Genomic DNA, 14463 nt, shown 5'->3' with positions numbered 1-14463 from the left:
TGAGCGTAGGGCGGCCCGCCCGCCGGCGCACCCCCTTTCGCCCGGCAGATCAGCGGAAGGGCTCGGAGTCCGTCGGGTAGGTGCAGGCGGCGACCGGACGGCCGATGACGAAGCGCAGCCTGCTCTGGTCGTCGATGTCGTCGCGGCGGTCGACCGAGAAGATCAGCTTGCCGGTCGCGGTCAGCTTCTTCTGCACCGTCGAGGTGGCCTTGTAGACCTCGCCGGCCTTCATCTCGCGAGCGAAGTGGGTGGTGGCCTGTCGGGCCCTCACCGTGCCGCGGGACGCCTCGCTCTTCAGGGAGAGGCCGGTCTTGAAGTTGAAGCGCATGCAGTGGAAGCCGGTGATGTCGAAGACCGCTCTGCCGCCGCCGTTCACGTGGTAGCCGTCGCGGTAGTAGGTGCCGTTGCCGAACTTCTCGCGATCGACGTATCCCGCGCCGGAGCTGGCGGCCTTGTCGTACAGGTACTTCAGGCTGACGAACTGGAAGACGTAGACCCGGGTCGGGTCGCTTCCGCCGGCCTTGCCGCTGCCGGCCTTCTTGACGACGTCGATCTCGTAGCGGCCGCCGTCGCGCGGCCGCCACGTCCACGAGAACCGTCCGGTCGACGACAGGCGTGCCGACCCGAGGTAGTGCCGCTTCGCCGCCTTGGTGCTGACGTTGCGGGCGTAGATGCCGACCTTCCGGCCCTTGACGGGCCCGCCCGTCACCTTGCCGCGGATGCGCGTGGACCGGTTCGACCCGTCGTGGGACGTCAGGTCGAGCTTGTCGTCGCTGACCGACGCCGACACCTTGTAGCGGGTCGAGCCGGCGTGGGCGGCGTCCAGCGGCATCGCGACGAGCGGGGCGGCGACGAGCGCCAGAGCAGCGAGGAGTCCGAGAGTCTTGCGCACGATGTCACCTACGGTGGGGGAAGGTCGGTCCCTCCACCGTAGGTGACATCCGGCTCGCGCGCGCTACTTCACCGTCGTCAGGAACGTCGCGCTGGCGGCTGCGGTCGCGGGGGTGCCGGCGTACGTCACCGTGATCTGACGTCTGCCCGGGGGCAGGCCGGACAGGGTGGCGCTGCCGCGGCCCGCGACCAAGCTGAAGGTCTTCTTCACGGTGCCCCACCGGACGGTCACCGAGCCCGTCGGCTTGCTGCCGGTCGCGGCCCGGGTGACGTCGACGGCCACCTTCGCCCTGCCGGTGCCGGGCGTGATCGGGGCGTCGATCTCGGCCCGCGACTTGAGCTCGACGACGATCCCCGTGACGACCTCGCCGACGATGTCGAACGTCGTCGCGCCGTCCCGGCTGGGCGCTCCGTCGAACCACTGGGTGGCCCAACGCCCTGATCGGTCCTCGGCCACCAGGTCGTACTGGCCGTCAGGGAACTGAGCGGTCCTGAACGCTCCGGTGGACCTCGTGCTGGCGGCCCAGAACACGGACGTGTCGGGGTCGCCCACACGAACCGGCGAGACCGAGATGTCCTTGAGCGGCCGGCCGGAGGTGTCGGTCACGGTGCCGTTGATCTGGTTGGCGCGGTGGGTGAACGTCTGCGCCTCCAGCCTTCGTGCGTCGCCGCCGGCCAGCGTCGTGACGGTCGCGTCAGGCGTGTGCTCGGCGTCGCAGAGCGCGAGGGCGAGCTCGTCGGTGCCGGCCACGACGTCGTCGTAGCACTGGTCGACGTATGTCTGGGTGCCGTCGGTGAACCGGATGTCGTACGAGCCGGCGGGCAGTCCCCGGGCGACGAACGTGCCGTCGCCCGCCGGCACGATCTCGTCGTCGTAGGACAGCACCGTGGTGTCGGGCGTGCCGATCTCGTCGTCCGGCCCGTCGAGCAGGACCCTGACCTTCGAGAGGGTGCCGCCGTCCTGGCGGGTGATCCTGCCGGAGAGGCGGGCTGCCTTCTTGACCGTGACGTTGCGGGTGACGGCCCTGCCCGCGCGGTCGGCGAAGGACCGGCGGGCCTTGACCACCCGGTGGGTCGAGTCGGTGACCAGCACGGTGTAGCCGTAGGCCTCTCCGACCGGGAAGCCGGAGAACGAGTAGGCGCCCTTGCTGTTGGTCGTGTCGACCTTGATCGGCTCGTAGTAGTCGCCGTCGTCCTGTGACTGCTGCAGGTAGACCTTCAGCCCCTTGACCGGCACGCCATCGAGCGCGACGACGCCCTTGACCCCGCCGGTCGACGCCGCCTGGGCCGGCAGTGCCAGCCCGGCGACGACGACGGCGGCTGCCCCGAGGAGCAGGAAGGGATGCTTGAGCCGCATGAGCCTCATGTCACTTCACTGTCGCGTAGAAGAGCTTCGTGGCGGCCGCCGTCGAGGAGGTGCCGGCGTAGGACACCGTGATCTGACGCTTGCCGGCCGGCAGGCCCTGCAGCTTGACGGTGCCCTTGCCGTCGACCAGGTCGACGGTCTTGGAGATGGTTCCCCAGCGGATCGTCGCCTTGCCGCTGGGCTTGCTGCCCGTGGCCGCGCGGGTGACGTCGACCGCGACCTTGACGGTGCCGGTGCCCGGCGTGAGGGTCGCCTTGATCGTGGCCTGCGACTTGACCTTGATCTGGACGCCGGTGACGTCACCGCCGCTGACGTCGATCACGGAGTCGGCGGTCTGCGGCGCCCACGGGAAGTCGGGCTTCGCGGTCAGACGGTAGCCGTCGCCCGACAGCGGGCCGATCCGGAACGCGCCGGTGGTCGGGTGGTTGCGGTCGTTCAACCGGTCGGAGCCGCCGTCCTGCGTCGCCTCGACGGTCGTGTGGCCGATCGGGCGACCGGACGTGTCGGTGACGATGCCGGAGATGCGGTGTCCGGCGGTCGACAGCGTCTGCGGTTCGAGCGTGACGTTCTGACCCGTCGCGAGCGGGACCGTCGTGGCAGCGTCCTGCTCGATGCAGGGCTCGTCACCCTGGATGAGGTTGTCGTAGCACTGGGAGAAGTAGGTCTGGCCGTCGTCGACGGACTGCAGGGAGAAGTTCCCGGAGGGCAGGCCGCGGAGCGCGAAAGATCCATCGGCTGCGACCTTGACGTCCTGGTCGTAGTTGATCGGGAGGTCGCGACCGGGATCGATGCTCGACGACGGTCCGTCGGCCACGACGCGCAGCAGGCCGGTGGCCTTGCCGTCGCCTCGCTTGACCGTTCCGGTGATCGAGCCTGCCTTCTTGACCGAGGCATTGCGCGTGACGGTCTTGTTGGCGACACCCATGAACCGGCGGGAGGTCGAGACGATCCGGTACTGGGGGTCCTTGATCAGGATCGTGCTGCCGACGTACACGTCGATGGGGTTCGTCGGGCTGAACCTGATGGAGTACGCGCCCTTGCTGTCGGTGACAGCGGTAGCCACTCGAGGCTCCTGGTAGCCGTCGTCGCCGGTGACGTACAGCTCGATCGTCACGCCCTTGATCGGCGTGCCGTCGACGGTGACGACGCCCTTGACGGTGGCGTTCTTGGTCGCGGCGTGGGCGGGCAGCGTCAGCCCGGCGAGGAGCAGGGCGATCACCCCGAGCAGCAGGGCCGGGACACGGACGTGGTGGTGCAGCTTCATGGGTTTCCCCCCGGGGGATCGGTCGGTGATGGTGCTGGTGACGTGGGAGATGCGGCTGGGTGCCGTTCGGTTGTCGTGGGATTGCATCTTTCTCGTGCGGGTCGCGGGACGGGTTGAGTGAGGTTCTGGGTGAGTTCCCCCGGTGGCACGTTCGGTTGCCGCAGCGACCCGACGAATGTGTGACCTGCGTCCCACCATGTCACGGGATGGGAACCGGCTGCGGAATGTCCGGGGCACCTAATAGACTTGTGAGTTCTGCAACGGCAGTGGAGGAGCAGGGTGGGCGTACAGGACGCACGGACCGCGGAGCAGCGCGAGATCGCTGCGGAGCAGGCGTACGTCGACACGGTCTATGAGCGCCTCGACGCCTCGGCCAAGGTCGCCCAGTCCCTCGTCGTCGAGGGTCTGGCGCGCGGTCACGTCGGCAACGAGGGCGGGCTCGTCGAGCGCGACGCCATGGTCTACCAGGCCTCGAAGCGGCTCTCGGCGCTCAACGCCGCCCACGACGGCCTGGTGTTCGGCCGCCTCAACATGCTGAACGGCGAGTCGCGCTACATCGGCCGCATCGGGGTGCGCGACGCCGAGCGCGAGATCCTGCTGATCGACTGGCGGGCCCCGGCCGCCGCGCTCTTCTACCAGGCCACGGCCCAGGAGCCGACCGGCGTCATCCGTCGCCGAGTGCTGCGCTGCGCCAACGACCAGGTCATCGGTGTCGAGGACGACCTGCTCGACGCCGACAACGCCCCCGACGACCTCGTGATCGTGGGTGAGGGCGCACTGCTCGCCAGCCTCACCCGCGCCCGCGACAGCACGATGCACTCGGTCGTCGCCACGATCCAGAAGGAGCAGGACGAGGCGATCCGCGCGCCGAGCCGTGGCGCCACCACGATCGGCGGTGGCCCGGGCACCGGCAAGACCGTCGTCGCGCTGCATCGTGCGGCCTACCTGCTCTACACCGATCGACGCCGTTTCGAGTCCGGCGGCGTGCTGGTCGTCGGTCCGTCCACGGTCTTCATGAACTACATCGAGCGGGTGCTGCCGAGCCTCGGCGAGACCAGCGTGACGCTGCGCTCGCTCGGCGAGGTCGTCGACGGCCTGCGGGCCGCCCGCCACGACGAGCCCGTCGCCGCCGCGGCCAAGGGGTCGTCCCGCATGGTCAAGTTCCTCGGCCGTGCGGCCGCGGCACCGGCGCCGGGATCTCCGACGGAGTTCCGCTACTTCTACAAGGACGACGTCCTGCGCCTCGACGCCGCGCAGCTCGACCGCATCCGCCGCCAGCTGCTCGCGGGCGCCAAGCGCAACCGGGCCTACGCCAAGGCGCCGGCCGCCTTGGTCGACGCCCTCTGGCGCCAGGTCCGGGGCGAGCGGGCGCTGGAGAAGGGCGAGGAGGAGTTCGTCGAGATCATCACGACCGACGACCGCTTCGTCGACTTCGTCGAACAGTGGTGGCCGCCCACCACCCCGATCGACGTCTGGCGCACCCTGCCCGACCTCGTCCAGGAGCTCTCCCACGGGGCCTTCAACGCCCGCGAGATCGCGGCGCTCCGGGAGTCGTGGACGATCGACGACCCGAGCATCCAGGACGTCCCGCTGATCGACGAGCTCCGCTACGTCATCGGCGAGGTCCCGGAGGCCACCGACGACGAGGACGACAACCCCAAGCAGCTCATGAGCTTCGAGCGGCGCGAGCGCGAGGAGCGGGTCGACCGCTTCCGCTCGACGCAGAGCATCGAGGACGACGGCTTCGCGCACGTCCTCGTCGACGAGGCGCAGGACCTCTCGCCGATGCAGTGGCGCATGCTGGGTCGTCGCGGGCGCCACGCCAGCTGGACGATCGTCGGCGACGAGGCGCAGTCGTCGTGGCCCTACCCGCACGAGTCCGCCGCCGCCCGCAAGGCCGCCCTCGAGGGCAAGCCCGAGCACGCCTTCCGGCTGTCGACCAACTACCGCAACTCCGCCGAGATCTACGAGCTCGCCGCCAAGGTCGCGGCCGTCGCCGTGCCCGATCCCGACCTCGCCGACGCGGTCCGCCGCACGGGCGAGTCGCCGCTGCACCTGACGGTGGGGGCGTCCGAGCTGGTCGAGACCGTCAGGAGCAGTGCCCGACAGGTCCTCGACCGGGTCGACGGCACGGTCGCGATCGTGGCGCCGCGTTCTCGGCTCGCGGCCCTGCGGGTCGATCTCGCCGACCTCATGGACCAGCACCCTGACCGGCTGCGCGTGCTCGACGGCCTCGACACCAAGGGCCTGGAGTTCGACGGCGTCGTCGTCGTCGAGCCCGACGGCATCACTGATGAGTCGAGTGCCGGCTGGCGCACGCTCTACGTCGTCCTGACGCGTGCGACCCAGCTGCTCACGACCGTGGGCACGACCGATCGCTGGAGCGCCCGGATCGCATGAGGCTGACCGTCAAGGTCCTCCTGCTGCTGGTCCTCGGACTGGCGGTGGGTGTGCCGACCGCCTACTCGACGTTCGTCCACAGCGAGCGGCAGATCGTCATCGGCGCCCATGAGGCCACGGTGCAGCCCAACACCGACGGCTACGCCCGGATCGACTTCGGCACCCTGATCCCGCAGATCCGGCTGCCCTCCGACGCCCCGCTGGGCATCGGCCTCGACATCCGCCTCGGCGACAGCGAGGTCACCCAGCTCAACCAGCTCGTCGCCCGCGACGCCGTCATTGCGAGCCAGCCGCAGGGCGAGATCGCGGCCGTCCGGTCCACGCTCGTCTCGATGCTGCTGGATGCGGCGATGCGGGGCCTCGGCGTCGCCCTCATCACGGTCCTCGTCGCCGTGCTGGGCTGGCGCGCGATCGGTCGACCCCGCCGCCGCGCGATCTGGGCCGCGGCTCGCCACCCGCGTCGCGGCCAGGTGCTGGGTGCGGGGGCGACCGCCGTCGTCACGCTGGCAGCGGTCGTCCTGGTCGCCGCGCCCGAGCGTCCACGGGGGCAGGACGCCACCTGGGTGCCGATCGACTCGGTCTTCCCCCTGCTGCCCAACGACCCGGTGCTCGACAAGGTCGAGATCGTCGAGGGCGCGTCGACCAGTGGCAGCAAGGCCCTCGTGCAGGGAGCGCTCGACACCTATCAGACCTCCGTCGCCTTCTACGGCAAGCTGGCGGAGACGGCTCGCCAGGTCGACGTGCGCACCCCCCTCGAGGGTGAGACCACCGCCCTGGTGGTCACCGACCGCCACGACAACATCGGCATGGACCCCGTCACGCGGATCATCGCCGATCGTGCCGAGGCCAGCATGCTGATCGACCTCGGCGACGACACGTCCAACGGCGCGAGCTGGGAGGCGTTCAGCATCAACTCCCTCGCGCGGGAGTTCCGCGACCTCGACGTCGTGTCGGTCGCGGGCAACCACGACACCGGCAACACCGTCGCCGACCAGATGCAGGACAAGGGGTTCACGCTGCTGAAGGGTGAGCCCGTGACGGTCGGCGGAGTGCGGTTCATCGGCAGCAGCGATCCGCGCAGCTCGGGCCTCACGGCCGGCTACTTCGGTGACGCCGCCGACAACAAGGCGGCGATCGACGCCCAGGATGCCGAGCTGACGCAGGCCGCGTGCGATGCCGGCGACGTCAGCGTCATCGCGGTGCACAGCCCGTCGTCGGCCAAGAAGGCCGCGGCGTCGGGATGCGTCGACCTCGTGCTGTCAGGGCACCTGCACCGCCAGGTCGGGCCGACGACGGCGATCGGCGACAACGGACGGTCGACCACCACGTTGACGACGGGGTCGACCGGTGGCGCCGTCTATGCCTTCGCGCTCGGCAGCAAGCTGCGGCGCACGGCGCAGGCGACGATCGTGACGTTCAGGGACGGCCGCCCGGTCGGCCTGCAGCCGGTCGACTTCGAGCCCGGTGGCGCGATCACGCCCCAGAGCTTTGTGACCCTGGCCCCGTCCGACCGCTGACTCCCTGGGGGGTCAGCGGGGGCGGCAGCGGGCGAGGATGAGCTCGGCGTACGCCGTGGCGCTCGTGACGACGTCGGCGATGCCGACGCTCTCGTCGACGGCGTGCGCATCGGCGACGTCGCCGGGCCCGTACTGCAACGTCGGGATGCCGAGGGTGGCGTACTGCCGCAGGTCGGAGCCGTACGGCGCGCCGATCAGCTCGGGCCTCGTGTCGCCAGCGGCGACGACGGCCTCGAGCACCTGGTCGCCGAACGGATCACCCTGCGGGAGGCGGCCGGCGGCGAAGTGCCCGCCCGGCCACGTGACGACGGGTGGGTGCTCGGCGAGCCAGGGGTCGGTCGCGGCCGCGCGGGCGACGGCGCGCTCGAAGACCGACTTGGCGTCGGCGAACGACTCGCCGGGCATGACGCCGTAGCGACCCTCGGCGACGAGCTGGTCGGGCACGGTGCTGGCCCAGTCGCCGGCGTGCAGGATGCCCACGCTGATGGGCCACGGCAGGACGCCGAACGGCTCGGGCGGCGTGGTGTTGCGGACGTCCTCGAGCTCGCCGAGCGCGCGGTGGACGAGCTCGAACGCGCTGATGGCGCTGTGCCCGGTGGCCCGCATGGAGCCGTGCGTCGCGCGACCCTGCACCTCGATGCGGAACGTCAGCGAGCCCGCATTGGCGGCGACGACCTGCCCGGCCGTCGGCTCGGCGATGATGCAGGCCTCGCCGACGTGACCGCGGCGCAGCGTCGCGAACGTCCCGAGGCCGCCGTCCTCCTCGCCGATGACCGAGTGCACGGCGAAGGGGCGCTCCAACGTCAGGTCGCTGACGGCGCGGGCGGCCGCGATGATCGCGACGACGCCGCCCTTCATGTCGCAGACGCCTCGGCCGTACCAGCGGTCGTCGACCTCGCGGACGTGCCACGGGTCGGAGTTGGTCCACGCATCGGGATCGCCCGGCGGGACGACGTCGACGTGGCCGTTGAGGATCAGCGCCGGGGTGCCGGGCCCGGAGGTGCCGACGACGCCCCAGGCCTCGTCACGCTCGACCTCCTCGCCCGGGAAGCCCGGATCGGCCCGCAGGGTGTCGAGGTCGAGCTTCCACTGGTCGACCTCGAGCCCGAGACCCGTGAGGGTCGCGGCGCACCAGCGCTGGACGGCGATCTCGGCGTCGGAGCCGCCCGTGCTCGGGATGTTGACCAGCTGCGCGAGGTCGCGCCGGATCAGGTCGACGTCGATGTCCATGCGGTCAGTCTGGCAGCCGACTCCTGGTGGCTCATCTGCCCGGTCGACACCGCGATGACCAGGTCGTGGGCGGGATCATGGGCCACGTGGAACGGCTTCCCGTTTCGCCGGTAGAAGAGCGTGACAGCCAACCACCCGAGCCTCTTGTTGCCGTCGACCAGCGGGTGGTTGCGGACGATCGACTCGAGCAGCACTGCGGCCTTCTCGTCCAGGGTCGGATAGGCGTCGTCCCCGAACAAGCTGGTCTGGGGGCGATGCGCCGCTGAGTCGAGCAGGCCGAGATCGCGAACGGCCTGCAGACCGGTCACCTCGACGATCTCCAGAAGATCGTTGAGCGTCAGATAGTCGATCACTGCGCGAGTCGGTCAAGCAGCGGCCCGTACTCCTCGATGGCCTGGCGCGTGGCCTCACGGATCTCCTCGCGGCGCACGTCCGCACGTGCCTGCTCGACGATGGCGCGAGCCGCGGCCTCGTTCTTGCTGATCCCTTGAGCCTTGGCCAGGATCTCCAGGGCAGAGTTCTGCTCGTCGGTCAGTCGCAGCGTCATGCCCATGTCATCATGGTATCGCCGTGATACCACTCGGACAAGGCTCACCGTGGTCGCGCGGCCTGCGCTAGGCTCCTGCCATGACAGCCCAGCCCCTCTCCTGGTGGCGCCACCCGTAACGGTGGCCTGTCGTCTTCTGCCCAGACCGCCTCACGGCCGGCTCTGGGCTTCGTTGTTTCTGCGGCGCTCGTCCTCGCCGGTCGAGACATTTGTGAAGGAACTGCCATGACCTCGCTCGACGAACTGCTGAAGCAGCCGGCGTTCGCGCTGATCCGCGTCCGTGAGTCCGACACCGTCACCCTCGTGGGTGGCCCCCGCACCGACCTCGACGTGCTCGCCGACATCCCGCTGCGCGCCGGCACCGAGCGCGCGTGGGACCACCTCGTGCTGGTCCCCTACGCCCAGGCGCGCGAGCGGGGCTTCGAGGCGCACCAGGACGGCACGCCGCTGTCGGCGATCGAGATCACCTACAGCGCCGAGCTGCCGGTCGAGGAGCTGCTGTCCGAGCTGCCCGACGTGCCGGTCGAGTTCACCGACCGCGGCGGCTTCGAGACGTCCGACGACGACTACGCCGGCATCGTCCGACAGATCATCGACGACGAGATCGGCCAGGGCGAGGGCGCCAACCTCGTCATCGGTCGTCACTACCGCGCGCAGGTCGCCGACTGGGGCCACGACGCGGCCCTGACGGTCTTCCGCCGCCTGCTCGAGCGCGAGCGGGGAGCGTTCTGGACGTTCCTCATCTTCACCGGCGACCGCTACCTGATCGGCGCCTCGCCCGAGCGCCACGTCAGTCTCGAGGCCGGCCAGGTGCGGATGAACCCGATCAGCGGCACGTTCCGCATGCGGGGCCTCGAGACCCACGCCGACAAGAAGCGCGAGCTGCTGAAGTTCCTCCAGGACGAGAAGGAGATCTACGAGCTCTTCATGGTCGTCGACGAGGAGCTCAAGATGATGTGCGACATCTGCCACGAGGGCGGGCTCGTGCTCGGGCCCTACCTCAAGCCGATGACGCACCTCGTGCACACCGAGTACCTGCTGGCCGGTCGCACGCACCGTGACGTCCGCGAGGTGCTCCGCGACTCGATGTTCGCCGCGACCGTCACCGGCAGCCCCGTCGAGAACGCGTGCCGCCTGATCAAGCAGTACGAGCCCGAGGGCCGCGGCTACTACGCCTCCGTCGCGGCGCTGATCGGACGTGACGACGACGGCGCACCCCTCGCGGACGCCCCGATCCTCATCCGCACGGCCGACGTCGACCTTGACGGCAACCTCAAGGTCACCGCCGGCGCGACGCTGGTCCGCGACTCCGACGCGATGTACGAGACCAAGGAGACCTGGGCCAAGGCCGCGGGCATCCTCAGCGCGTTCGGCCTCGTGGAGTCGGCGCCCGAGCCCGTCGAGGGCTTCGACGCGTTCACCCGCGAGGACGAGGTCATCATCGCGCTCGGCTCGCGCAACCAGCGGCTCAGCCAGTTCTGGCTGACCGACCAGTCGGGTGCCGCGCCGGTGCCGTCGCTGGTCGGCAAGCGGGTCGTGGTCGTCGACGGCGAGGACGACTTCGTCAACATGCTCTCGCACGTCTTCGGCGTGCTCGGCATGTCGACCGACATCGTCCGCCACGACGCGGACGCGCTGAAGCAGGCGGGCAACGCGGCGCTGGACGGCTATGACCTGGTCGTCGTCGGCCCGGGCCCCGGCGACCCCCGCGACCTCGACGACCCCAAGATGGCGACGCTGCACGGTGTCGTCGCGGGGCTGCTCGAGGCGGAGCGCCCGTTCCTCGCGGTGTGCCTCGGGCACCAGACGCTGAGCCACCAGATCGGGCTCGACCTGGTCTTCAAGGACATCGTGTTCCAGGGGACGCAGAGCCGGCTCACGGTGCTCGACCGCCCCGAGACGGTCGGGTTCTACAACACGTTCGTCGCGCGGGTCCCGGCGTCGGGCCTGCCGGACGGCGTGTCGGTCGAGACGGACCCGGAGACGGGCGACATCCACCTCGTTGCGGGGCCGCACTACCGCGGCGTGCAGTTCCACGCCGAGTCGATCCTGACCCAGAACGGCTTCGGCATCCTGCGCGACCTCGTGACGGACCTGATCGGCTGATGTCCGACGAGCTCCTCCGCGAGTACGAGCGCACCCGCTACGTCGTCCTCGACGACCTCGGCATCGCGCGAGCCGCGGTGGGCATCGGTGAGACGTCGGTCGACGTCGACGCGGTGCTGGACGACTTCGGCGCGGCGAGCGGTGTGTTCATCACGGGGTGGAACCCGCGGAGCGAGCCGCTCGACCAGGACAGCAACGACGAGGCGAACGACCGGCTCGAGGCCGACCTCACGGAGGCCGGCAGCGTGATCCTGCCCCACATCGGCATCGGCTACGACCCGGCGTGGGAGCCCGAGCACGGCTTCTTCGCGCTGGACCTCGCCGAGGCCGAGGCGGTCGAGCTGGCGACGGCCTACGGCCAGAACGCGATCGTCGTGATCGGGCGCGGACTGCCGGCGCGCCTGGTCGTCACCCCGGTCATGGGGTCGTGACGCGGCTCAGGTCTTGAGCACCCTCAGCTCTTGAGCACCCTGAGCGCCGACGCCTCGTGCGCGGCCCTGGCACCCGTCTTCTCGCTCTCGACCACGTACTTCGGTTCGTCCTCGGACGCTTTCCACTGGCGGCCGTCGAGCTGGAAGTCCTTGGTCTTCTTGTCGACGATCTTTCCGTGGGTGCGGCCCTGTGACGTGTCCCAGCTGACCCTGTCCCCGACCTTCATGCGTCCATCGTGCGCCGTCATCGCCCCGTCTGCACGTCGGGCTCCGCCCGGCGAGGCACCTCAGGCCAGGTAGGACCGCAGGCCGGCCATGGCCTGGTCGAGCAGCTGCAGCAGGTCGGCGTCGTCGTGGGCGAGCCAGAACTCGTACGCCGACAGCGCCAGCGCCAGGCTCGTGTGGCCCACCGTCACGGGCAGCAGGTCGCCGGCGGCCAGGCCCTCGCGCGCGGCGACGAACTCGGCGATGACCCCGCGCCACTGCGCGTAGCGGAGCACCGAGTGGGCCTGGAGAGCCGGGGTCGAGAGGATCAGGCCCATCCGGCGGCGGTGCTGGGGTGCGGCCTCGGGCCCGAAGTCGTTGAACTGCAGCACGCCGCGATGGACGGCCTCGCGCAGACCGAGGTCGGCGGGTGATTCCTGCAGGATCGCCCGGAAGTGGACGAGGCTCTCGTCGAACCGTCCCCACGGGATGTCGTTCTTGGAGTCGAAGTAGCGGAACAGGGTGCGGCGCCCGATGCCCGCCTCGGCGGCGATGGCCTCGACCGTCGTGCTCTGGAACCCGTGCTCGCCGAAGAGGCGGAAGGCGGCGTCCTCGATCTCCTCGTGCGTCGTGGCGACGGGACGCCCGACACCGGCGCGGGGGGCTCTGGTCACGGCGAGAAACGTACCAAGCGACACCGGTCAGATCCCGGAGCAATGGCCCGGACCAACAATTGTCAACATTCCCTCGACTTTTGGCCCCGAGTGCCATTAATGTGTGGTCCACACCACGACCAGGAGGCTGAGATGACCAACCCCACCCCCACCGAGACCGCGACGACCGATGTCGAGGCGCCCGTGACCGCCGAGTCGCTGATCGAGGAAGTCTCGATCGACGGCATGTGCGGCGTCTACTGAGCCGCGGGACGCACTCACCATGAGCGAGACGACCGCGATGCTCGACGAGGCCTGGGACCTGTCCCCGGCAGTGGCGCTGCGGCCCGAGCCCTTCGGGGCGATGGCCTACCACTTCGGCAACCGCAAGCTGACCTTCCTCAAGCGCATGCCGCTGGTCGAGGTCGTGCGCGCCCTGGCCGACCAGCCCGACGTCCGGTCGACCCTGCAGACGGTCGGCGTGCCCGAGGCCCACTGGCCCGGGTACGTCGCCGCCCTGCAGGGGCTCGCCGCCACCGACATGATCCGCCCGCGCGTCACCAGCCAGGCCAACACCGTTCAGAAAGGTGTCGCATGACCATTCTCGAGTCCCGCCCCGTCGTCGCCCGCCCCGAGGGCGGCTCGCTGATCGAGCAGTTCGAGCTCGGCCTCGACGCGCCGATCTGCCTGACGTGGGAGCTGACCTACGCCTGCAACCTGGAGTGCGCGCACTGTCTGTCGTCGTCCGGCAAGCGCGATCCGCGCGAGCTCAGCACCGAGCAGTGCAAGGCCGTCATCGACGAGCTGCAGCGCATGCAGGTGTTCTACGTCAACATCGGCGGCGGCGAGCCGACGATCCGCCCCGACTTCTGGGAGCTGCTCGACTACGCCGTCTCGCACGACGTGGGCGTGAAGTTCTCGACCAACGGCGTCCGCCTCAACCCCGAGCGTGCCCGCTTCCTGGCCTCGACCGACTACGTCGACGTGCAGATCTCGCTGGACGGCGCGACCCCCGAGGTCAACGACTACGTGCGCGGCCCCGGCTCGTACGACACCGCGATCACCGCCTTGAAGAACCTGCAGGACGCCGGCTTCAAGGACGCGAAGATCTCGGTCGTCTGCACGCGCCAGAACATCGGCCAGCTCGACGAGTTCAAGGCGATCGCGGACCAGTACGGCGCGACGCTGCGCCTGACCCGTCTGCGCCCCTCGGGCCGCGGCGCCGACGTCTGGGACGAGCTGCACCCCCTGCCGGAGCAGCAGCGTGAGCTCTACGACTGGCTGATGGCCAACGGCGAGAAGGTCCTCACCGGCGACTCGTTCTTCCACCTCTCGGCGTTCGGCGAGGCCGACGGCGGCGGCGCACTGCCGGGCCTCAACCTCTGCGGCGCCGGCCGTGTGGTGTGCCTGATCGACCCGATCGGTGACGTCTATGCGTGCCCGTTCGCGATCCACGACAACTTCTTGGCCGGCAACATCCTGGCCGACGGCGGATTCGAGAACGTCTGGCAGATGTCCGAGCTGTTCAACGACCTGCGCGCGCCGCAGACGTCGGGCGCCTGCACCAAGTGCGCGTTCTTCGACGCGTGCCGTGGTGGCTGCATGGCCGCGAAGTTCTTCACCGGCCTGCCGCTCGACGGTCCTGACCCCGAGTGCGTGCAGGGCTACGGCGAGACCGCTCTGGCGTCGGGAGATCGCGTCCTTCCCGCGCAGGGCAAGGACCACTCCAAGGCCAACCCGACCCGCAACCAGCCGGTGATGCTGACGCTCACCCGTCGTGAGGACGTCCAGGCGCCGCCTGTGTCGGCCTGCGCCGAGAACCCGCTCGCCGGCTTCACCCTCTAGAGAACGAGA

The 14463-nt window shown here is 70.1% G+C and carries 15 protein-coding genes; 7 read left to right on the top strand and 8 right to left on the bottom strand.

All coding sequences use genetic code 11. The features are described 5' to 3' along the window. Nucleotides 1-49: 49 nt before the first annotated feature. The 3 genes from HQK15_RS03425 to HQK15_RS03415 all read right to left on the bottom strand — a co-directional run bounded on the left by HQK15_RS03425 (nt 50) and on the right by HQK15_RS03415 (nt 3521). Entirely contained in the window at nt 50-892 is an 843-nt protein-coding gene (locus HQK15_RS03425) for a hypothetical protein (protein ID WP_173490007.1), read from the bottom strand. Between the two features lie 63 nt (nt 893-955). Further along, a complete protein-coding gene (locus HQK15_RS03420) occupies nt 956-2257 on the bottom strand; it encodes a carboxypeptidase-like regulatory domain-containing protein (protein WP_173490006.1) in 1302 nt (433 codons plus the stop codon). Between the two features lies 1 nt (nt 2258). Next, the gene (locus HQK15_RS03415) at nt 2259-3521 is read right to left on the bottom strand and encodes a carboxypeptidase-like regulatory domain-containing protein (protein ID WP_173490005.1); all 1263 of its coding nucleotides are present in this window, start codon (nt 3519-3521) and stop codon (nt 2259-2261) included. Between the two features lie 279 nt (nt 3522-3800). On the opposite strand from HQK15_RS03415, the gene HQK15_RS03410 reads away from it, so the two are divergent. Then, on the top strand, nt 3801-5921 hold the full coding sequence (locus HQK15_RS03410; RefSeq protein ID WP_173490004.1) for a HelD family protein: 2121 nt from the start codon (nt 3801-3803) through the stop codon (nt 5919-5921). Beyond that, nucleotides 5918-7438 (top strand): metallophosphoesterase family protein, encoded by a 1521-nt coding sequence (locus tag HQK15_RS03405; protein ID WP_173490003.1) that lies wholly within the window; start codon nt 5918-5920, stop codon nt 7436-7438. Before HQK15_RS03410 ends, HQK15_RS03405 begins: the two co-directional genes overlap by 4 nt. Nucleotides 7439-7450: 12 nt before the next feature. On the opposite strand, the gene HQK15_RS03400 is transcribed toward HQK15_RS03405, so the two are convergent. From HQK15_RS03400 to HQK15_RS03390, 3 genes are read right to left on the bottom strand one after another with little or no spacing between them, the layout of a single operon-like run. Beyond that, nucleotides 7451-8668 carry an ArgE/DapE family deacylase gene (locus HQK15_RS03400; RefSeq protein ID WP_173490002.1) on the bottom strand — a complete coding sequence of 406 codons (1218 nt, stop codon included), beginning with the start codon at nt 8666-8668 and terminating at the stop codon, nt 7451-7453. Then, entirely contained in the window at nt 8647-9021 is a 375-nt protein-coding gene (locus HQK15_RS03395) for a type II toxin-antitoxin system death-on-curing family toxin (RefSeq protein ID WP_173490001.1), read from the bottom strand. The genes HQK15_RS03400 and HQK15_RS03395 overlap by 22 nt, the downstream gene beginning before the upstream one ends. Next, complete coding sequence (locus HQK15_RS03390) at nt 9018-9221, bottom strand: CopG family transcriptional regulator (protein WP_173490000.1); 204 nt, start codon at nt 9219-9221, stop codon at nt 9018-9020. Before HQK15_RS03390 ends, HQK15_RS03395 begins: the two co-directional genes overlap by 4 nt. A 219-nt stretch (nt 9222-9440) precedes the next feature. On the opposite strand from HQK15_RS03390, the gene HQK15_RS03385 reads away from it, so the two are divergent. After that, nucleotides 9441-11321: an anthranilate synthase family protein gene (locus HQK15_RS03385; RefSeq protein ID WP_173489999.1), complete on the top strand. Its 1881-nt coding sequence runs from the start codon at nt 9441-9443 to the stop codon at nt 11319-11321. Then, nucleotides 11321-11752, top strand: a complete 432-nt coding sequence (locus tag HQK15_RS03380; RefSeq protein ID WP_173489998.1) for a DUF3293 domain-containing protein — start codon at nt 11321-11323, stop codon at nt 11750-11752. Before HQK15_RS03385 ends, HQK15_RS03380 begins: the two co-directional genes overlap by 1 nt. Before the next feature lie 23 nt (nt 11753-11775). On the opposite strand, the gene HQK15_RS03375 is transcribed toward HQK15_RS03380, so the two are convergent. Further along, entirely contained in the window at nt 11776-11979 is a 204-nt protein-coding gene (locus tag HQK15_RS03375; RefSeq protein WP_173489997.1) for a hypervirulence associated TUDOR domain-containing protein, read from the bottom strand. A 60-nt stretch (nt 11980-12039) separates the two neighbouring features. After that, the gene (gene mftR / locus HQK15_RS03370; RefSeq protein ID WP_173489996.1) at nt 12040-12630 is read right to left on the bottom strand and encodes a mycofactocin system transcriptional regulator MftR; all 591 of its coding nucleotides are present in this window, start codon (nt 12628-12630) and stop codon (nt 12040-12042) included. Between the two features lie 132 nt (nt 12631-12762). Between mftR and mftA the strand changes: the two genes are divergently transcribed. Genes mftA through mftC form a run of 3 tightly spaced genes read left to right on the top strand, consistent with a single transcriptional unit; the run spans nt 12763 to nt 14454 of the window. Continuing rightward, nucleotides 12763-12873 (top strand): mycofactocin precursor MftA, encoded by a 111-nt coding sequence (gene mftA / locus HQK15_RS03365; RefSeq protein ID WP_173489995.1) that lies wholly within the window; start codon nt 12763-12765, stop codon nt 12871-12873. 19 nt (nt 12874-12892) lie between these two features. Continuing rightward, a complete protein-coding gene (gene mftB, locus HQK15_RS03360; RefSeq protein WP_173489994.1) occupies nt 12893-13207 on the top strand; it encodes a mycofactocin biosynthesis chaperone MftB in 315 nt (104 codons plus the stop codon). Then, nucleotides 13204-14454 carry a mycofactocin radical SAM maturase gene (mftC, locus tag HQK15_RS03355; RefSeq protein ID WP_173489993.1) on the top strand — a complete coding sequence of 417 codons (1251 nt, stop codon included), beginning with the start codon at nt 13204-13206 and terminating at the stop codon, nt 14452-14454. Before mftB ends, mftC begins: the two co-directional genes overlap by 4 nt. Nucleotides 14455-14463: the final 9 nt, after the last annotated feature.

This window comes from Aeromicrobium stalagmiti (assembly GCF_013283745.1).
Taxonomy (GTDB): domain Bacteria; phylum Actinomycetota; class Actinomycetes; order Propionibacteriales; family Nocardioidaceae; genus Aeromicrobium; species Aeromicrobium stalagmiti.
The sequence above is the reverse complement of the archived record's forward strand: the minus strand, read 5'-3'. Positions and strand labels throughout refer to the sequence as shown.